12 protein-coding genes and 2 pseudogenes are annotated in these 18816 nt (G+C 70.8%); 11 read left to right on the forward strand and 3 right to left on the reverse strand.

Annotation, left to right across the window (positions count from 1 at the left end; all coding sequences use genetic code 11):
- Positions 1 to 117: 117 nt before the first annotated feature.
- Together xopAC (AVME950_RS16845) and xopAC (AVME950_RS16850) are read left to right on the forward strand one after the other, a co-directional pair.
- On the forward strand, positions 118 to 1746 hold the full coding sequence (xopAC, locus tag AVME950_RS16845) for a XopAC/AvrAC family type III secretion system effector (protein WP_284430691.1): 1629 nt from the start codon (positions 118 to 120) through the stop codon (positions 1744 to 1746).
- 143 nt (positions 1747 to 1889) lie between these two features.
- A complete protein-coding gene (xopAC, locus tag AVME950_RS16850) occupies positions 1890 to 3533 on the forward strand; it encodes a XopAC/AvrAC family type III secretion system effector (RefSeq protein ID WP_284430692.1) in 1644 nt (547 codons plus the stop codon).
- 31 nt (positions 3534 to 3564) lie between these two features.
- On the opposite strand, the gene AVME950_RS16855 is transcribed toward xopAC (AVME950_RS16850), so the two are convergent.
- From AVME950_RS16855 to AVME950_RS16865, 3 genes are read right to left on the reverse strand one after another with little or no spacing between them, the layout of a single operon-like run.
- A complete protein-coding gene (locus tag AVME950_RS16855; RefSeq protein WP_284430693.1) occupies positions 3565 to 4329 on the reverse strand; it encodes an SPOR domain-containing protein in 765 nt (254 codons plus the stop codon).
- A gap of 17 nt (positions 4330 to 4346) precedes the next feature.
- Positions 4347 to 5192, reverse strand: coding sequence for a biotin--[acetyl-CoA-carboxylase] ligase (locus tag AVME950_RS16860; RefSeq protein ID WP_284430694.1), 846 nt, complete (start codon positions 5190 to 5192; stop codon positions 4347 to 4349).
- Positions 5189 to 5839 carry an SET domain-containing protein gene (locus AVME950_RS16865; protein ID WP_284430695.1) on the reverse strand — a complete coding sequence of 217 codons (651 nt, stop codon included), beginning with the start codon at positions 5837 to 5839 and terminating at the stop codon, positions 5189 to 5191. Before AVME950_RS16865 ends, AVME950_RS16860 begins: the two co-directional genes overlap by 4 nt.
- 100 nt (positions 5840 to 5939) lie before the next feature.
- On the opposite strand from AVME950_RS16865, the gene AVME950_RS16870 reads away from it, so the two are divergent.
- From AVME950_RS16870 to AVME950_RS16910, 9 genes and pseudogenes are all read left to right on the forward strand, one after another.
- Positions 5940 to 8903, forward strand: a complete 2964-nt coding sequence (locus tag AVME950_RS16870) for a DNA topoisomerase III (protein WP_284430696.1) — start codon at positions 5940 to 5942, stop codon at positions 8901 to 8903.
- Positions 8900 to 9076, forward strand: a complete 177-nt coding sequence (locus AVME950_RS16875; protein WP_284430697.1) for a hypothetical protein — start codon at positions 8900 to 8902, stop codon at positions 9074 to 9076. Before AVME950_RS16870 ends, AVME950_RS16875 begins: the two co-directional genes overlap by 4 nt.
- Positions 9077 to 9150: 74 nt before the next feature.
- On the forward strand, positions 9151 to 11133 hold the full coding sequence (locus AVME950_RS16880; RefSeq protein WP_284430698.1) for a UvrD-helicase domain-containing protein: 1983 nt from the start codon (positions 9151 to 9153) through the stop codon (positions 11131 to 11133).
- A 48-nt stretch (positions 11134 to 11181) separates the two neighbouring features.
- A pseudogene (locus AVME950_RS16885) lies at positions 11182 to 11927 on the forward strand (3-oxoacyl-ACP reductase).
- Between the two features lie 132 nt (positions 11928 to 12059).
- Positions 12060 to 12797, forward strand: a complete 738-nt coding sequence (locus AVME950_RS16890) for a glutathione S-transferase N-terminal domain-containing protein (RefSeq protein WP_284430699.1) — start codon at positions 12060 to 12062, stop codon at positions 12795 to 12797.
- 350 nt (positions 12798 to 13147) lie between these two features.
- Entirely contained in the window at positions 13148 to 14761 is a 1614-nt protein-coding gene (locus tag AVME950_RS16895) for a methyl-accepting chemotaxis protein (protein WP_284430700.1), read from the forward strand.
- Positions 14762 to 14944: 183 nt separating this feature from the next.
- Positions 14945 to 16951 carry an alpha/beta hydrolase domain-containing protein gene (locus tag AVME950_RS16900; protein WP_284430701.1) on the forward strand — a complete coding sequence of 669 codons (2007 nt, stop codon included), beginning with the start codon at positions 14945 to 14947 and terminating at the stop codon, positions 16949 to 16951.
- Between the two features lie 144 nt (positions 16952 to 17095).
- A complete protein-coding gene (locus AVME950_RS16905; protein ID WP_284430702.1) occupies positions 17096 to 18082 on the forward strand; it encodes a glycerophosphodiester phosphodiesterase family protein in 987 nt (328 codons plus the stop codon).
- 454 nt (positions 18083 to 18536) lie between these two features.
- A pseudogene (locus tag AVME950_RS16910) lies at positions 18537 to 18816 on the forward strand (transposase); the annotation flags it as partial.

Here is an 18816-nt window from a genome sequence, read left to right on the forward strand (position 1 = left end):
ATTCGCATTCCGGGCGCAGCGGAGCCGGCCGACTTCGTAGATTGCGGGTCCACTGGCCCGTCTCGCGGGCCTGCCCACCCCCTGCCCGCGACGCGCTTGCCGCGTGTCCGCCCTGCCATGACATCGCTTTCCACCCTGTTCAAACAGGAGCCGTTCACGCACCGCTCCGAAGCCCCGCCCTCCGCTGCGGTGCCATCGCCTCCCTCGCGCTCCACGCCAGCCTCTGCCGACACCCACGCCCAGGCGCTGCGATCGCGCGCGGGGGGCGCTGCACCGGGGGCGATACCACCCCGCGCAGCGTCCTTTGACGCGGTTCGGTGGAAGCAGGAGCTGCAACGCTGGTGCGACGCCGATCCGCACCGGGCCGTCTCGGGCCACCACGGGCTGTTCGGGCGCCTGCGGGCACTGGGACGCAAGGCCGGCGCCGGGAAGGGCGATCACGGCCTGCCGCTTTTGGCCGAGCACCGCGAGACGGCGATGCAGCGGTTGCTCGCCTGCCATGCGCAAGGCGCCGATGGCCGCACGCTCGATCTGAGCGGGCTGGGACTCTCCAGCCTGCCGCCGGGCCTGGAACGGCTGGCGCATCTGGAGGCGCTGGACCTGTCGAACAACACCGGCCTGCAATCCCTGCCCGAAGGGCTGGCCGGGTGCCGGAACCTGCGCAGCCTCACGGCCTGCAACGGCTTTGTCAGCCACGTGCCGCCCTCCCTGTTCCAGTTGCCGAACCTCGAAACGCTCGATCTGTCGGCCAACCCTTTTCTCAAGGCACTGCCGCAGGCCATGGCGCAAGCCCCCCGCCTGCGGGAGCTGCGCGTGCCGCATTGCGACGTGAGCCACCTGCCGCCGGGCATGGCGGACATGCCGGCGCTGCGGACCGTGGATGTGTCGCACAACCGCGGCCTGCACACGCTGCCGCCCGGCCTGCGCGAGAGCCACGTTGCGCTCGCACTGCAGGGCACGCCGGTGGCGCTCACGGACCGCTTGCTGCAGCCCGTGCCGTGGTCCCCCGGGCAGCGCGCCGCGCTGGAAACCCGCGTGGGACCACTGTCGAGCGCCTGGCGGGCTTGTGCGCCCTTGCTGCAGGACGGCAGCGCATCGCGTGCGGCGATGGATAAGGCGCGCAATGCGCTCTCTCAGACGTTGCGCATCGACGGCGCGGGCACCGAGGCCGCCTGGGCCGATGCGGACGCGGCTGTGCAGCGCTGGCTGAGCCAGGGCCTGCCGATCACGACCGAGCGCATCCAGGAGATCGGCTGGCGCCTGAACGGCCGTCCCGCCGGCGGGGCGCAGCTGCGGGCGATGGAGTTCCAGCGCATCCCGGCCGATGCGCAGGGCCTCACCGGCAGCCACCTCGACTATCCCCCGGTCCGCGCGCTGCCAGGCCATCTCGCCGCGCTGGACACCTGGCTGGACCAGGGCGACGCGCCGGCTTCTCCGCTGGCGGCCACGGAGCGGGCCACGCTGCTGTACCGGGCGGTGGAGAGCCTGCGCCCCTTCGAAGAGGGCAATGGCCCGGCCGCGCTGATGGCGATGGACTGGGCCCTGCAGCAGCATGGGTTGCCGCCCGTCGCGCTGGACGCCGAAGCCATGACCGGGCAGGTGGCGACGGACGGGACGGTGGCCGACGGCGCGTTGACCGATGCGGCGGTTTTCGCCTCCGCCCCTGCCGGCGGCGTGCCGCACGCGCTTTTCGACGCCGTGGTGCAGGGGATGGAGGAAGCCCTTCGCACCCTGCTGCCGCGCTGAAATTTCGCATGCGCGGCCAAGGCATCGCATCCGCACCATGGCGCGGGGGGCGGGGTCCGTAGATTGGATACATCCCGTCGCAATTGGACGGGTTTGCTCCATCACCAACCCTTTCACCACGCGTTTGCCCGCGTGCCCATGCCATGAACGCGACCACCGACGTCCTTGCCCGCGTACCCCACAGCCCCGGTGCCGAGGGCAGCGCCGCGACCAGCGAGGGCGCATCGGCCTTCCGCTTCCTGCGCTGCCACCATGCAGGCCAGGGGCACGGCGCTGCCCGGGCCGCCGGCCGCGCTGGCACCGAAACCCCCGAAATGGAGCGCTGGATGCGCGAACTGCAGGAATGGTGCGATGCCGATCCCAACCGGCCGCCGCCCCGCCAGCAGGGCCTGTGGGCCCGCATGCTCGGCCGCCTGCGCACCCCCGAAGCGGACCTGGAAGACGACGGTGAAACCGCCGCCACGTTCGCCGAACGCCGCCAGGAGGCGGTCAGGCGCGTGCTGGCCTGCCACGCCCTGGGCGAGGAGGGCTGGCAACTGGACCTGCGCGTGCTGCGCCTGTCCTCCCTGCCGCCCGGGCTGGACCGCCTGCGCCATCTCAAGCACCTGGACGTGTCGGACAACACGGGCTTTCACCGCCTGCCCGAGACCCTGGCGCTGTGCCGGGGTCTGCGCACCCTCACGGCGCGCAACTGCGTGGTCACCGAAGTGCCGCAGGCGCTGGCCTGGCTGCAGCATCTCGAAATGCTGGACCTGTCGGCCAACTTCAGCCTGCGCGAGCTGCCCGAATCGCTGGCGCAGGCGCCGCGGCTGGCGACCGTGATCCTCACGCATTGCGGCCTGCAGAACGTGCCCGAGGCCATGGCCCGCATGCCCGTGCTGCAGCTGCTGGACCTGTCGCACAACCTGCAGCTGCACAACGTGCCGGCCGCCGTGCGGGACCATCCCGCCGTCGATCTGACGGGCACGCCCGTGGCGCTGCTGTCCAACCTGCTGCAGGCCCCCCGCTGGAACCCGCCGCAGCAGGCGCGCCTGGCCGCGCGGCTGGACGGCGTGGCCGTCGGCTGGCAGGAATGCCTGGGCGTGCTGCGCAAGAACGCGGGCCTGCGCGCCGAGGTGAACGCCTGGCGCAGCGGCCTGTCGCTGGTGCTGCGCACCGATGGCGTGGGCACGGAAGACGCCTGGGCCGACGCCGCCCAGGCCGTGGGCACCTGGCTGCATGCGGGCCAGTCCATCACGCCCGAGCGGCTGCTGGAGATCGGCTGGCGCCTGAACGGCTGCCCGGCCGGCGGGCCCCGGGCGCGCACGCGCGAATTCCAACGGCTGGCTGCGGGCACCTCGGGCTCCACCGTCTTCGGCGACCCGGGCGTGCTCGCCCCCCGCTTTCTCACGCCGGGTGCCGGCGAGCAGCGCGCCTATCCCATGGCGGCCTCGCTCACGCGCCACCTGGAAACGCTGTCGGCCTGGATCTCGCCGGCCGATGCGGTCTATCCCGCGCTGACCCGCCTGGAGGCCGTGGAGCGGGCCGCGCGCCTGTACCAGGCCCTGGTCAGCCTGCGCCCCTTCGACGAGGGCAACGGCCCGGCCGCCCTCATGGCCATGGACTGGGCGCTGCAGCAGCACGGCCTGCCGCCCGTGGTGCTGGAGGAGTCGGTGCTGAGCCAGGCCATCGTGTTCGCCGAAGACCTGCCCTCCGAAGGCCCGAATGCCCTGGTGAGCGCCCTGGTGGAAGGCATGGAAGAGCTGGTACAGACGCTGTGCCCCGGCAGCCTGCGGTTGCTGGCCTGAGCGGGGAGCCCAGGCCGGCGTGGCCGGCCGGTCAGCCGCAGGCGCGCAACGGCCGGCTGGCCAGCAGGCCGCGCAACTGCCCCTCCGCCTGGGTGCGCAGGGCCGCGGTGGCGGCCGGCAGGCGCAGCACGTAGCCCGTGGCATCGGTGCGTTCCTGTACCACGCGGGCCGTGCGCACGCCCTGCGTGCCCAGCGTGGCCAGGGCCCGCTCGGCGGCTTCTTCCGTGGAAAAGCGGCCCAGCGACAGGCCCGGCTCCAGCGCCGCGCCCGGCCGGTCGTACGGCACCTTGCGGGCGCGCAGCTCGGCGCGTTTCTTCTCCAGCGTGTCCTCGTCGGCGAAGCGGCCCATGTAGACCATCCAGCGGCCGGTGAGCGAGATCGGCTCCAGCGTCCAGCTGCCCGGCGGCAGGCCGGCCGTGGCGGTGCGCAGCGCATCGAGCTGCCCCTTCTCGAACGTGCCCGCCTGCAGGCAGGGCGCGGGCTCGGCGGCGGCCACGGGTGGGGCCGATGCGGGCGCGGCCTCGCTGGTGCTGGGTGCGGCAGTGGAGGCGGGAGCGGGCGGGGTGGCGGGGGCCGCAGGCGCTTCGCCCCCGTTCGCATTTGCGTTGCCGTTGGGGGTGGTGCCCGTTCCGTTGGCGCGGCCCAGGCGCAGGTTCTCGGGCTGGATCTGCTGCTCCAGGCGCTGGGGCTCGGACTGCTCGGGCGGCGCCCAGCCCCACGAGCGCAGCAGCCCCTGCGCCCACGCGTAGTAGCCGGCATTGGCCAGCAGCAGAACCAGGACGGCGGCGCGCAGCATGGGTGGGCCTTTCTCGGTCAGCGCGGCGCCGACGGGCCGGCGGGCCGCACGCTGATCTCGGAGCTGGTCACGGCCTGCATGCCCTGCGCCGTGTGCACCAGCAGCGCGCCATCCTCGCCCACGCCGTGGGCCGTGCCGGTGGTGCCATCGCTCAGCGTCACCGCGCGGCCGCTCAGCACGTCGCGCTGGTGGAACCGGGCCTGCACCGGCGCGAAGCCATAGGCCTCGAACGATTGCAGCATGGCGACCAGCGGCGCGGCGATGCGCTGCAGCGCCGTGGGCGCATCCAGGCCGGGCTCCACGTCCTGCAGGCTGCCGGGCGGGGTGTTCATGCCGTCCGCCTGCGGCGGCTGCACGTTGATGCCGATGCCGGCCACCACGTAGCGCGTGGCGGGGGCGGCATGCGCTTCCCAGCCGGGCGCGACGAGGCTCGCCGTCTCCACCAGGATGCCGGCCAGCTTGCGGTCGCCGTCCAGCCACAGGTCGTTGGGCCATTTGAGGCCGATGCGCGCGGCACCCGCCAGCGGCGTGGGCTGCAGGCTCTCGGCCACGCTCACCCCCACGGCGAGCGACAGGCCCGACCAGTCGGCCGGCGCCAGCGGCATGCCCAGCGAGAACATGAGCGCATCGCCCACCGCGCCACGCCAGGGCCGGCCCAGCCGCCCGCGGCCGGCGGTCTGCAGCTCGGCCACGAGCAGGGTGGGCTCGGCCAGGCCCGCGCGGGCGCGGCGCATGAGTTCGGTGTTGGTGGAGTCGATGCTCGGCAGCACCTCCACGGTGAAGCCCGGCAGCACGGGGGCCACGGCTTCCCAGATGGCCTCGGCGGGCCAGCGGATGGGGGCGTCGGGGGAGCGGCCGGTCACCGGCGGGGGCTCCGCGCCTTGCGGCCCGGTGGGGGCGGCGTGGCGGTTTCGGTGGCGGGCGATGCCTTGTTGGCTTGGCGGACGGCCTTGCCGCGCCCGGCGTCCTTGGCGGCCTTGCCCGCCTTGGCCGGCTTTTCAGGCGCCATGCCCGGCGGCGCCCAGCCGCGCTTGGGCGCCAGCAGCGTGCCCCGGCAGTTGGCGCTGCCGCACCAGCAGGGGTATTCGGCCTTGAGCTTGGGGGTGTAGCGCTCTTCGATGATGAGGCCGTAGTCGTAGTTCAGCTCGTCGCCCGCGGCGATGTTGCGCAGGGCGGTGATGAAGATCCGGCCGTCCTGTTCGTCGGCGAAGCAGTTGGGGTCGCAGCTGTGATTGATCCAGCGCGATGAATTGCCGCCGAACTTTGCGTCGATCACGTGGTCTTCATCCACGTGGAAGTAAAAGGTATGGTTGGGCTGCGCGGGATCGTGCGGGTGCCGGTCCTGGGCCTCCTGCCAGCTGATGACCTCGCCCGTGTACTCGATGAGCACTTCGCCTTCGGCGATATCCTGCACGGCGAAGACGCCCTTGCCATGCACGCCCGAGCGCCGGGTCTGGAGGCGGCGCCCCGGTGCGGACGGGGGGGCTGCGGGCGATGCGGTGCGGGGCATGGCAAAACTCTGTTAGTTTGAATAGGCACACAGGCGCGTGCGCGTGTACGCGTGTGAGAAGCGGATTGTAGAAGCGCCTTTCAACGGCGAAACCCACAACATGACCAAGACACTGGTAATTGCAGAAAAACCCTCGGTGGCCCAGGACATCGTGCGCGCGCTCACCCCCGTGGCGGGCAAGTTCGACAAGCACGAGGACCACTTCGAGAACGACCGCTACGTGGTCACCAGCGCGGTGGGCCACCTGGTGGAGATCCAGGCGCCCGAGGAATTCGACGTCAAGCGCGGCAAGTGGAGCTTCGCCCACCTGCCCGTGATCCCGCCGTATTTCGATCTGAAGCCCGTGGACAAGACCAAGAGCCGCCTGTCGGCCGTGGTGCGCCAGGCCAAGCGCAAGGACGTCACCCAGCTCATCAACGCCTGCGACGCGGGCCGCGAGGGCGAGCTGATCTTCCGGCTGATCGAGCAGTACGCCGGCGGCTCCAAGCCCGACGGCAAGGGACTGGGCAAGCCGGTCAAGCGCCTGTGGCTGCAGTCGATGACGCCGCAGGCCATCCGCGACGGCTTCGAGGCGCTGCGCTCCGAGCAGCAGATGCAGGGCCTGGCCCACGCCGCGCGCAGCCGCTCCGAGGCCGACTGGCTGGTGGGCATCAACGGCACGCGGGCCATGACGGCCTTCAACTCGCGCGACGGCGGGTTCTTCCTCACCACCGTGGGCCGGGTGCAGACGCCCACGCTGTCGCTGGTGGTCGAGCGCGAGGAAAAGATCCGCAAGTTCGTGAGCCGCGACTATTGGGAAGTGCATGCGGGCTTCCATGCCGAGGCGGGCGAGTACCTGGGCAAGTGGTTCAACCCCCAGTGGAAGAAGAGCGAAGACCCCGAGGCGAAGGCCGACCGGATCTGGAACCATGCCGACGCCGTGGCCATCGCCGATGCGGTGCGCGGCAAGGCGGCCAGCGTCACCGAGGAATCCAAGCCCACCTCGCAGTCCTCGCCCCTGCTGTTCGACCTGACCAGCCTGCAGCGCGAGGCCAACGGCAAGTTCGGCTTCAGCGCCAAGACCACGCTGGCCCTGGCGCAAAGCCTGTACGAGCGCCACAAGGCCCTGACCTACCCGCGGACCGACTCGCGCGCCCTGCCCGAGGACTACCTGCCCGTGGCGCGCGACACCTTCGGCATGCTGGCCACGAGCGCCATGCGCCACCTGGCGCCCTTTGCCAGCCAAGCGCTGGACGGCAACTATGTGAAGCCCAACAAGCGCATCTTCGACAACAGCAAGGTCAGCGATCACTTCGCCATCATCCCCACGCTGCAGGCCCCGAGCGGGCTGTCCGAGGCCGAGCAGAAGCTGTACGACCTGGTGGTGCGCCGCTTCATGGCGGTGTTCTTCCCGAGTGCTGAATACATGGTCACCACGCGGATCAGTCAAGTGGTCAACCACCATTTCAAGACCGAGGGCAAGGTGCTGGTGCGGCCCGGCTGGCTGGCCATCTACGGCAAGGAGGCCGCCGACGAGGTGGAGGGCGCCAAGGAAGGCGACAAGGGCCAGAACCTCGTGCCCGTGCAGCCCGGCGAGATGGTGCGCACCGACTTCGTGGAGCCCAAGGGCCTCAAGACCAAGCCGCCCGCGCGCTACTCCGAAGCCACGCTGCTGGGCGCCATGGAAAGCGCGGGCAAGCAGATCGACGATGAGGAGCTGCGCTCGGCCATGCAGGAAAAGGGCCTGGGCACCCCGGCCACGCGCGCGGCCATCATCGAAGGGCTGCTGACCGAAAAGTACATGCTGCGCGAGGGCCGCGAGCTGATCCCCACGGCCAAGGCCTTCCAGCTCATGACCTTGCTGCGCGGGCTGGAGGTCGAGGAACTGTGCCGCGCCGACCTCACGGGCGACTGGGAGTTCAAGCTCTCGCAGATGGAAAAGGGCCTGCTCAGCCGCGAGGCCTTCATGGCCGACATCGCCCGGATGACCGAACGCATGGTCAAGAAGGCCAAGGAATACGACCGCGACACCATTCCCGGCGACTACGCCACGCTCTCCGCGCCGTGCCCCAACTGCGGTGGCGTGGTCAAGGAGAACTACCGCCGCTACGCCTGCGTGGGCAAGGCCGGCGACGGCTCGGACGCCTGCGGCTTCTCGTTCGGCAAGTCGCCGGCCGGCCGCACCTTCGAGACCGCCGAGGCCGACCAGCTGCTGCGCGACAAGAAGATCGGCCCGCTGGAGGGCTTTCGCTCCAAGGCCGGCTGGCCCTTCACGGCCGAGGTGGGCATCGTCTACGACGACGAGGCGCACAACTACAAGCTGGAGTTCGACTTCGGCGACGACAAGAACGCCGAGGAATCGGGCGAGCTGGTCGATTTCTCGGACCAGGAAAGCCTGGGCGCCTGCCCGGTGTGCGGCGCACCCGTGTACGAGCACGGCAGCAACTACGTGTGCAGCAAGGCCGTGCCCACGGCGGCGCAGCCCACGCCCAGCTGCACCTTCAAGAGCGGCAAGATCATCCTGCAGCAGCCCGTGGAGCGCGCGCAGATGAGCAAGCTGCTGGCCACCGGCAAGACCGACCTGCTCGACAAGTTCGTGAGCATGCGCACGCGCCGGGCGTTCAAGGCGTTCCTCGCCTGGGACAAGGAGGCGGGCAAGGTGAACTTCGAGTTCGAGCAGCGCGAGAGCAAATTCCCCCCGCGCAAGACCTTCGCTGCAAAGGCCGGCGCAGGCGCGGCCGCCAAGACGTCGGCCGCGGCCAAGAAGGCGGCAAAGCCTGCCGCCAAGACCGCTGCCAAGGCCGCCGCCAAGAAGGCCCCGGCCGCACCCAAGGCGCCGCGCAAGCCCGCGGCCGGCAAGGCCCCGAGTGCCGCCCTGGCGGCGGTGATCGGGCCGGAACCGGTCGCCCGGCCCGAGGCCGTGAAGAAGATGTGGGACTACATCAAGGCCAACGGCCTGCAGGACGCCACCAACAAGCGCGCCATCAACGCCGACGCCAAGCTGCGCCCCGTGTTCGGCAAGGACCAGGTCACCATGTTCGAGCTGGCCGGCATCCTGGGCAAGCACCTGGGGGGCGAGGCATGAACGCGCTCGCCCGCTGCCTGGCGGCCCTGGCCTTCGTGGGCCTGCTGGCCGGCTGCGCGGGCGGCGCGCCGTCCGAGGCGCCCGCGCGCGGAACGCACGGCATCGGCGGGCAGGGCTCGAACGGTGTCACCGTCTTCGGCGAAATCGACGTGAGCGCCGAGCGCCGGCGCTGAGGCCTTCGCCCCCTGGCGCCCTTGCCGCTTCGCGCCCTGCGCCCGCGCCGGGGCCCTGCCTGAAAAGAATCCCTTTGGCGACCACCCCCCCCACCGTTCCCCTTTTCCAGGCCAGGCAGATCGACCCCACTGCCGAGCAACTGGCGATCCAGCAGTCCGCCGAGCGCACGCTGGTCATCGAGGCCAACGCCGGCGCGGCCAAGACCACCACGCTCGCCCTGCGCATGGGGCAGGCCTGGGCGCGCGGCGTGGCGCCCGAGCGCTGCCTGGCCCTCACGCACACCGCCACCGCCTGCCAGGCGCTGCAGGCCGCGCTGCGCAAGGTCGGCGTGCCCGCGCCCGTGGCGCAGCGCTTTCGCATCGCCACGTTCGATGCCTTCTGCGCCGAAATGCTGGCCGACCAGTACGAGGCCCCCGTGCCGCACCACCGCCACCTGGAGGAGCTGCGCCCCTTCGTCTGGCAAGCCGTGCAGCGCGTGGAAGACAACGAGCACGAGCGCTGGCGCGAGGAGCTGCTGCTGCCCACGCTGGGCGACACCGGCTTCGTGGAGGAGTTCCTGGCGACCAGCGTGTGGCTCAAGGGCACGATGAAGGACGAGCTGGAGCGCGAGGGCGGCCCGGCCTCACCCGAGCACGCGGCCGCCATCGGCGTGGGCTACACGCAGCTCAAGGTGTTCCTGGCCTACGAGCGCATTCGCCGGCGCGAGCTGGCCGACGAGCCGCTGTTTCGCGGCCCCTTCGATGCCACCTACGACCTGGCCCGGCGCCTGCACGGCGGCGACACCGCGGCCAGCCTGCCGCGCTGGCCGCGCGGCGTGCAGGCCGTGCTGGTCGACGAGATGCACGACATGAACGAGGCCGCGTTCCGCGTGCTGCGCGAGCTGCTGGACACCACGCAGTGCACCTTCTGCGGCGTGGGCGACCGCGACCAGGTCATCTACGGCGCCCACGGGGCCGATGCCGCCTTCATGGGCGATGCCATCACCGCGCACACCGGCCGCCCCGTGGCGCGCCTGCGGCTCACGCCCAGCCACCGCTTCGGCAAGAAGCTCGCGGCCAAGGCCGGGCGGCTGGCGGCCAAGCCCTACGACTCGCTCGCCGGGCACGACACCGCGGTGGAACTGCGGCCCTACGACGATGCCGCGCACTGCGTGGACCTCGTCGCGCAGGCGGCCCAGCAGTGGCGCGCCCGGCCCCGCGCCCGCATGGCGGGCTTTGCCGTGCTGCTGCGCCACTCCAACCAGTCGGTGGGCATCGAGAACCGGCTATTGGCCGACAACGTGCCCTACACCGTGAGCGGCTTCGACAGCTACCTGCTGCGGCCCGAGGTGCTGCTGGTGCGCGGCCTGCTGGCCGTGGCCACCGACAACTTCGACAGCGTCTCCGAGCCGCGCACGCGCGACAAGCTCATGCGGGCGCTGGTGTTCTTCTGCGGCGCGCGCATCGTCGTGGCCGGGCGCGAGCACGAGTCGCAGCAGGCCCTGCTGGAGGACGCCATCCGCAGCGTGACCGACAACCCGCTGTTCCTGCAGAGCTTCTTCACCCACCAGATCGTGGCCAACGTCGAGCCCGCCATGCAGCGGCGCCTGCGCAAGGCCCTGGAGGTGGCGCGCGAGGCGGGCGGCCAGGACACCCTGCCGCGCCTGCTGCAGGCCCTGCAGATCGACGCCGTGATCCGCGAGGTGTTCGTCTCGCGCCAGCGGCGCGAGGACGCCCTCGCCAACCTGGCCGGCCTGTGCGAGGCGGCGAAGGGCTTTGCCAGCGCGCGCGATTATTTCCTGCACCTGAACCGCGCCGAGCAGCGCCAGCGCGAGCTGCGCGGCACCGCCAGCCTGGTCCTGGCCAACATCGAGGACGTGAAGGGCCTGGAGTTCGACCACGTGGTGATCCCGTTCCTGGAGCAGGGCGTGTTCCCCGTGCCGCAGGCGCCCTACGCGCAGGAAAAGAACACCCTCTACGTCGGCATGACCCGGGCGCGCCAACAGCTCACGCTGCTGTGCCACCGCGCGCAGCCCGGCGCCTTTCTGCAACCGCTGGGGTATGCCGCGTCGGCCTGACCACGCCCGGCCCCGGTCCTTTTTTCACACCACGCGAGCGACACCACCATGCAACTGTCCGAACAATGGGTCTTGGTCACCGGCGGTGCCCGGGGCCTGGGCGAATCGATCACCCGGGCGCTGGCGTGGTCATCAACTACCTGACCAGCGACACGGCCGCCCGCGCCCTGGCCGAAGAACTGGGCCCGCGCGCCATCGCCCTGCAGGCCGACGTGACCGATGCCGCCGCCGTGCAGCGCTTGTTCGCCCAGGCGCACGAGCGCACCGGCCAGCCCGTCAGCGCGGTGGTCAACAACGCGCTCGCGCAGTTCCGGTTCGATGGCGACGCGCGCCCGCAGATCGGCGACATCGCCTGGGAGCGCTTTCAGCAGCAGATCGACGGCGCCGTGAAGGGCGCGCTGAACACCCTGCAGGCCGCGCTGCCCGCCATGCGCGCGCAGGGTTTCGGGCGCATCGTGAACGTGGGCACCAACCTGTTCCAGAACCCCGTGGTGCCCTACCACGACTACACCGCCGCCAAGGCCGCGCTGCTGTCGCTCACCCGCACGGCGGCCAACGACCTGGGGCCGCACGGCATCACCGTGAACATGGTGTCGGGCGGCCTGCTGCGCACCACCGACGCTAGCCGCGCCACGCCCGAGGCGGTGTTCGACCTCATCGCCGGCATGACCCCGCTGCGCCGCGTGACCACGCCGGCCGAGTTCGCCGACGCGGTGCTGTTCTTCCTCTCGCCCTGGTCGCGCGCCGTGACCGGGCAGAACCTCATCGTGGACAGCGGGCTGGTGAAGGGCTGAGCGGCCTTGGGGTTACTGCGCGCGGCGCCTGCGCCGCCGCGGGCCTCGGGGGTGTAATGAACGCCCCGGTTCGACGCCTGTTCGATCCCCGTCCGGCCACCCCGGCCGCTCACCCGAGGCCCGCAAAAAACCATGACGACGACGCCCTCCACATCCGCCCCCGCCACCGCCCGCCTCCTCACCCACCCCATCGCCGCCAAGTGGCCGGCGCGCCACCCCGAGCGGCTGCAGCTGTATTCGCTGCCCACGCCCAATGGCGTGAAGGTCTCCATCCTGCTGGAGGAGCTGGGCCTGCCGTACGAGCCGCACCTGGTGCGCTTCGACACCAACGACCAGTTCTCGCCCGAGTTCCTCTCGCTCAACCCCAATAACAAGATCCCCGCCATCCTCGACCCCGATGGCCCGGGTGGGCGGCCGCTGGCTCTGTTCGAATCGGGCGCCATCCTGGTCTACCTGGCCGAGAAGACCGGCCGCTTCCTGCCGCAGGACCCGGCCGCGCGCTACGAGGCCCTGCAGTGGGTCATGTGGCAGATGGGCGGCGTCGGCCCCATGTTCGGCCAGCTCGGGTTCTTCCATAAATTCGCCGGCAAGGACTACGAGGACAAGCGCCCGCGCGACCGCTACGTGGCCGAGTCCAGGCGCCTGCTGGGCGTGCTGGAGCAGCGCCTGGCCGGGCGCGACTGGATCCTGGGCGACGACTACACCATCGCCGACATCGCCGTCTTTCCGTGGGTGCGCAACCTGGTGGGCTTCTACGAGGCGCGCGAGCTGGTGGACTTCGATGCCTTCCCCCAGGTGCAGCGCGTGCTGGCCGCCTTCCTGGCGCGGCCGGCCGTGGTGCGCGGGCTGGAGATCCCGCAGCGCGGGTGAGGTGCAGGCGGTGTTCTGATGCTATAAAAAGAATAGCTGTATGCCCTAGTCGAATATGCGCTGGAGGCCGATTTTCATCAGTATCCCACCCTGGGGCCAGCGCGGCATGCGCTGGCCCTTTTTGCTTGGGGGCGGCCCGCCGGGCATGGAAGGCCTGGGGCTTTGGACACCGGCCGGCCCATAGGTATTTTTTGCAAACAAACGTAACTTTTCGATGAAATAATGACTTTTCGTTCGCTGTGCCATTGGTGGTAACCCGGGAATTCCGGGGGCCCTTCGCCGATGCGCCGTCCCTCCCATTCCCACCCCTTGCCCGTCCTCACCGGACCGCTGGCCCCACCGTGACCTCCATGCGACTTAAAACCAAATTGACTCTGGCCCTGATCCTGATGTGGCTGGGCCTGTTCCTGCTGGGTGCGTGGGCCGCGTTCCATGCGCGCACCGTGGTGACCGAAGAGCGCCAGGCGGCCGTGCACAACGTGGTGGACCTGGGCTACAGCCTGATCGAGAACTACGCCGCCGAGGTGGCCGCGGGCCGCATGGACGTGGCCACCGCCAAGGAGCAGGCGCTGGCGCGCCTGGCCACGCTGCGATTCGACAACGGCAAGAACTTCCTGTTCGTGATCGATTCGGCGCCGCTGATGCTCATGCACCCCACGGGCAAGGGCCTGATCGGCACCAATGTGGGCGACCGCAAGGACCCGCAGGGCAAGGCCTACTACCGCGAGCTGGCCGACATGGGCAAGAAGAACGGCCAGGGCTTCGTCTCGTACCAGGCGGGGGTGACGCTGCCCGACGGCACCGTGGAGCGGCTGGAGAAGGTCACCTTCGTGCGCTACTACGCGCCGTGGGACTGGCATGTGATGGCCGGCGTGATGGTGGGCGACATCCAGACCGCCTTCTACAAGACCATCGGCCGGCTGCTCGTCATCGTGCTGCTGGTGGGCGGCGCCATCCACGGCACCATGCTGCTGATCATCCGCAGCGTGACCGGCAGCCTGGGCGGCGAGCCCACGCAGGCCGCCGAGGTGGCCGCGCGCATCGCGGACGGCGACCTCACCGTGGCCGTGGCCACCTCGGGCAGGAACCCGCACAGCCTGATGCAGGCCATGCACACCATGCAGGCCCGCCTGGCGCAACTGATCGGCAACATCCGCAGCGGGACCGAGGAAATCCGCCACGCCGCGAGCGAGATCGCCTCGGGCAACATGAACCTGTCGTCGCGCACCGAGTCGCAGGCCTCGTCGCTGCAGGAAACCGCGGCCAGCATGGAGCAGCTCACGGGCACCGTGACGCAGAACGCCGAGAACGCCCTGCGCGCAGGCGAACTGGCGAACAACGCATCGAGCATCGCCGAGCGCGGCGGCGCCGTCATGGGCGACGTGGTGGACACCATGCGCGGCATCTCGGAAAGCTCCAGCCGCATCTCCGAGATCATCGCCGTGATCGACTCGATCGCGTTCCAGACCAACATCCTCGCGCTCAACGCGGCCGTCGAGGCGGCCCGCGCGGGCGACCAGGGCCGGGGCTTCGCCGTGGTGGCCAGCGAGGTGCGCACGCTCGCGCAGCGCAGCGCCCAGGCGGCCAAGGAGATCAAGGGCCTGATCGAAGTGTCCGTCGCCAAGGTGCGCGACGGCTCGGGCCTGGTGGACCGCGCCGGCCACACCATGACCGAGATCGTGGGCGCCGTGCAGCAGGTGCGCACCATCATCGAAGAGATCACCGCCGCCTCGCAGGAGCAGCGCTCGGGCATCGAGCAGGTGAACCAGGCCGTGGCCCAGATCGATCAGGTCACCCAGGAGAACGCGGCGCTCGTCGAGGAATCGGCCGCCGTGGCCAACGCCCTCAACGACCAGGCGCGCCACCTGGCCGAGCTGGTGTCGGTGTTCCGCGTGCAGGCCGCGGCTGGGGCCCTGCCTGGTGGCCACGCGCTGCCCGGCGGCCACGCGCTGCGCCTGGCATAGCGCATTGGGTAGGGCGCTGCGCCTGGCGTAGCGCATTGGGTAGGGCGCTGCGCCTGGCGTAGCGCATTGGGCAAGGGCGCTGCGCGGATCGGCGCGGCCCTGTTCCCCTGGCGCGTTCCCTGCGGGCGCGCTGTCATGGGGGCGGTGCGATTGCGGCACCGCCGTCGCAAAAGGATGTATGTGGTGACTGCTGCTGTCGAACGCTTTTTCTTTCAACCCGGCGCGCGCGCCGTGTGGCGTGCCATGGGCGCGCTCGCGCTGGGCGGCGGCCTGCTGGCCCCCGCGGCGGCGCAGGTCACCCGGTTCGAGGTGCTGTCCAGCGAGGCCCCCGCGCTGCAGGCGCGCAGCTTCGGCGAGCGCGGCACCGCGCGCAAGACCGTGGCGCGCGCCACCTTCGCGGTGGACCCGGCCGACCCGCGCAACGCGGGCATCGCCGACATCGCGCTCGCTCCGCGCGACGCGGCGGGCCGCGTCACCGCCGTGGCCGACGTGGTGATCCTGCAGCCCGAGCGCCCCAACGGCACCTTGCTGGTCGAGGTGCCCAACCGGGGCCGCAAGCTCATCGGCCCGGCGTACGACGACGCACCCGCCACCTATGGCCGCCTGCAGCAGGCGGCCGATGCCGGCGCCGGCTTCCTGCTGGCGCAGGGCTACACGCTGGCCTGGATCGGCTGGCAGGGCGACCTGCCCGTCTCGGGCGGCAGCAAAGGCGCGGCGCTGCTGGGCCTGAACGTGCCCGTGCTGGCCGGCGTGACCGGCCCCTCGCGCGATGAATGGGTGTTCACGCCCAAGCAGGCCGAGGCCGTGCAGACCGTCAAGCTCGCCTACCCGGCGGCCACGCGCGAAGGCGCCCGCCTCACGGTGCGCCCGCGCGCGCAGGACGAGCGCACGCAGCCTGCGGGCCTGGCCTTTCGCTTCGTGGACGACCAGACGCTGGAAATCACCCGCCCCGCCCGCCAGCCGGCCGACGCCATCTACGAGTTCACCTACACCGCGCGCGACCCGCAGGTGATGGGCCTGGGCCTGGCCGCGCTGCGCGACGTGGCCCACTACCTGCGCCACGACGGCAGCGCCGCCAACCCGCTCGCCCACGGCGGCCAGCCGCAGATGCGGCACCTGCTGGGCACCGGCATCTCGCAGTCGGGCCGGGTGCTGCGCGACTTCGTCTACCTGGGCTTCAACGAATCGGCCGACCACCGGCCCGTGTACGACGGCCTGCTGCTGCAGATCCCCGGCGGGCGCCGCAGCTTCACGAGCGCGCGCTTCGGCCAGCCCGCGCGCAACCCGGGCCCCAACACCGACCACCTGTACCCGGTGGACCAGTTCCCCATGGCCTACGAAGCCAGCACCGATCCGCAGACCGGCCGCACCGACGGCCTGCTGCAGCGCTGCCGCGCCACGGCAAGCTGCCCGCGCATCATGCAGGTGGACTCCGAATACGAAATGTGGGCCTCGCACGCGAGCCAGAGCGTGACCGATGCGCGCGGCCACCACCTGGGCTTGCCGCCCGAGGTGCGCGCCTATCTGGTCGCCGGCACCCAGCACTTCGCCGCGGCCGACGCCGTGGCCAAGCCCCAGCCCGGCTGCCGCCTGCCCACCTCGCCCATCTACCCCGGCCCGCTGATGCGCGCGCTGCTGGCCGGCATGAACGACTGGGTGGCCAGCGGCGCCGAGCCGCCCGCCAGCCGCTACCCGAGCGTGGCCGACGGCACGCTGGTGCGCGCGGGCGACCCGGGGCAGTACCGCGGCATCGCCGCCCTGGGCTACCGGGGCCACGCCGTGCCCTCGTTCCGCACCGATGCGGCCACCGGCCTGCCGCGCGTGCTGGGCGAATACCCCGTGCTCGTGCCCCGCACCGATGCCGACGGCATCGCCGAAGGCGCCGTGCGCCTGCCCGCCGTGGCCGTGCCGCGCGCCACCTACGTGGGCTGGAACGCCAAGACGAGCGACCCCACCGGCATCTGCACCCAGCTGGGCGCCACGCTACCGCTGGCCGCCACGCGCGCCGAGCGCCTGGCCAGCGGCGATCCGCGCCCGTCGCTGGCGGAGCGCTACCCCACGCCGGACGCCTACCTCGCCGCCGTGCGCGCCGCCGCCTGGCGCCTGGAACGCGATCGCCTGCTGCTGCCCGCCGATGCGCAGGCGGCCGTGCGCGAAGCCGAGGCCGGCACGCTGGCGCGCCTGCGCTGAAAAGGCGGCCAGCGCGCCTGGCGGCAGGGCCACCACCTGCCTGCCGGGGGCGGCTGCTGCGGGGTGTCGCTCAACTGTCATGGCCCCGCCATGGCCGGCGCCTAAAGTCAGTGGCTTTGTTTGACCTTGATGAAAGCCCCTGGCATGCACCCCAAGAAATCCTGGATCGCCGCGCTCTGCCTCGCCACGCTGGCGCTCACCGCCTGCGGCGGCAACGACGACGCGCCGCCCGCCCAGCCGCAGGTCATCGCCCACCGCGGCGCCAGCGGCTACCTGCCCGAGCACACCCTGGCCGGCTATGAACTGGCCATCCGCATGGGCGCCGACTTCATCGAGCCCGACCTGCAGATCACCAAGGACGGCGCCCTCGTCGCCATCCACGACGACACGCTCAACCGCACCACCAATGTCGCCACGCTGTTCGCGCAGCGCAACGGCGGCTACAAGGTGGCCGACTTCACCCTCGCGGAAATCCGCACCCTGACCGTGGTGCCCACCGGCACCGGCAAGACCAGCTACCCGGGTTTTGCGCCCAGCGCCGCCAACCCCTTCCAGGTGCCCACCTTCCAGGAGGTGGTGGACTTCGCCAAGAAGCAATCCACCGCCGTGGGCCGCGAAGTGGGCCTGTACCCCGAGGCCAAGCAGGCCGACCCGGTGATGGAAGACGGCATCCTCAAAACCCTGAAAGACAACGGCTACAACGCCGACAGCAAGGTCTACATCCAGTCGTTCAGCGACGCCACGCTGCGCAGCCTGCGCACCAAGCAGACCGCGCAGAACAGCAAGATGCCCCTCATCCTGCTGGGCGTGGCCGCCAAGGCCGCCGACGGCACGCCACGCATGGGCGTGATCTCCGGCAGCACCGTCACGCAGCTCACCTTCAAGGAAGTGGCCGGCTTCACCGAAGGCATCGGCGTGGTCATCAACACCGCCGCGTACCCGATCACCAAGGACTACATCGACCAGGCCCACGCCGCCGGCCTCAAGGTGCACGGCTGGACCTTCGCCCAGGCCAACGCCGCCACGGCCGCCACCGAGTTCCGCAGCTACCTGGACATGGGCATGGACGGCATGTTCGCCAACTACCCGGACCTGGCGGTGGCGGCGCGCAATGCGTTCGTGAGCAAGTAAGCCAGCCGGTCCTCACGGCAGGCTACCCAACAGGCAGCGCTGCCTGTGGTGGCCTGCTCGGCCGTTTGGAATCTGTCGGGTGTCGGCGGTGGCGCCCACTGGTGCGGCGAAGTCTGGGCTGTCTGTCTTGGCCTAATATGAGCTGTATTCCTGTTTGATGCATAGCCCCAAGAGGCACTAGTTTCAGCTGCTTTCGCAGAGCGCGAGCGTAGCATCCAGCCGTGGATGGCTGATTTTTGGATAGCGGCCACATAGCCCTCGGGCGCGTCCTTTGGGACCTGCTTTGACTATTTCGAAACTGCACGACATGACATGGCCAGTCGCACCATCACGTTCACTGGCGCTTGACTCTCAAAGCGCTCCGGCAATCTTTTTCACTTCCTTAGGGAAGGTCTGCATAAATCGCCCCACGGCATCCTTGGCACCGGCGTGAAGCACTGAGACGATAAGTCACATGAAGCAGCACAGCCTGGGCTTGGGAATGACGGCGAAGCGAGCGCGGGCGGCGGGGATTCCTGGATGAGATGGAGAAGGTCGTACCGTGGGCCGAACTGGTGGCCCTGGTGTCGCCGTACCTACCCGAAGGCAAGCGGGGGCGTCCTCCGGCCCCGTGCGAGACCATGTTGCGTATCCATTTCATGCAGCAGTGGTTCGCGCTGAGCGACCCGGCGATGGAAGAAGCGCTGCACGACATGCCGGTATTCCGCGAGTTCGCAGGGCTTGAAGGCTGGGAC

This window comes from Acidovorax sp. SUPP950 (genome assembly GCF_030158935.1).
GTDB lineage: Bacteria > Pseudomonadota > Gammaproteobacteria > Burkholderiales > Burkholderiaceae_C > Paracidovorax.

Bases quoted from the DNA above. Each gene is read 5' to 3' on its own strand.
- xopAC (WP_284430691.1), top strand. From the start codon at position 118: ATGACATCGCTTTCCACCCTGTTCAAACAGGAGCCGTTCACGCACCGC.
- xopAC (WP_284430692.1), top strand. From the start codon at position 1,890: ATGAACGCGACCACCGACGTCCTTGCCCGCGTACCCCACAGCCCCGGT.
- AVME950_RS16855 (WP_284430693.1), bottom strand. From the start codon at position 4,329: ATGCTGCGCGCCGCCGTCCTGGTTCTGCTGCTGGCCAATGCCGGCTAC.
- AVME950_RS16865 (WP_284430695.1), bottom strand. From the start codon at position 5,839: ATGCCCCGCACCGCATCGCCCGCAGCCCCCCCGTCCGCACCGGGGCGC.
- AVME950_RS16870 (WP_284430696.1), top strand. From the start codon at position 5,940: ATGACCAAGACACTGGTAATTGCAGAAAAACCCTCGGTGGCCCAGGAC.
- AVME950_RS16875 (WP_284430697.1), top strand. From the start codon at position 8,900: ATGAACGCGCTCGCCCGCTGCCTGGCGGCCCTGGCCTTCGTGGGCCTG.
- AVME950_RS16890 (WP_284430699.1), top strand. From the start codon at position 12,060: ATGACGACGACGCCCTCCACATCCGCCCCCGCCACCGCCCGCCTCCTC.
- AVME950_RS16895 (WP_284430700.1), top strand. From the start codon at position 13,148: ATGCGACTTAAAACCAAATTGACTCTGGCCCTGATCCTGATGTGGCTG.
- AVME950_RS16905 (WP_284430702.1), top strand. From the start codon at position 17,096: ATGCACCCCAAGAAATCCTGGATCGCCGCGCTCTGCCTCGCCACGCTG.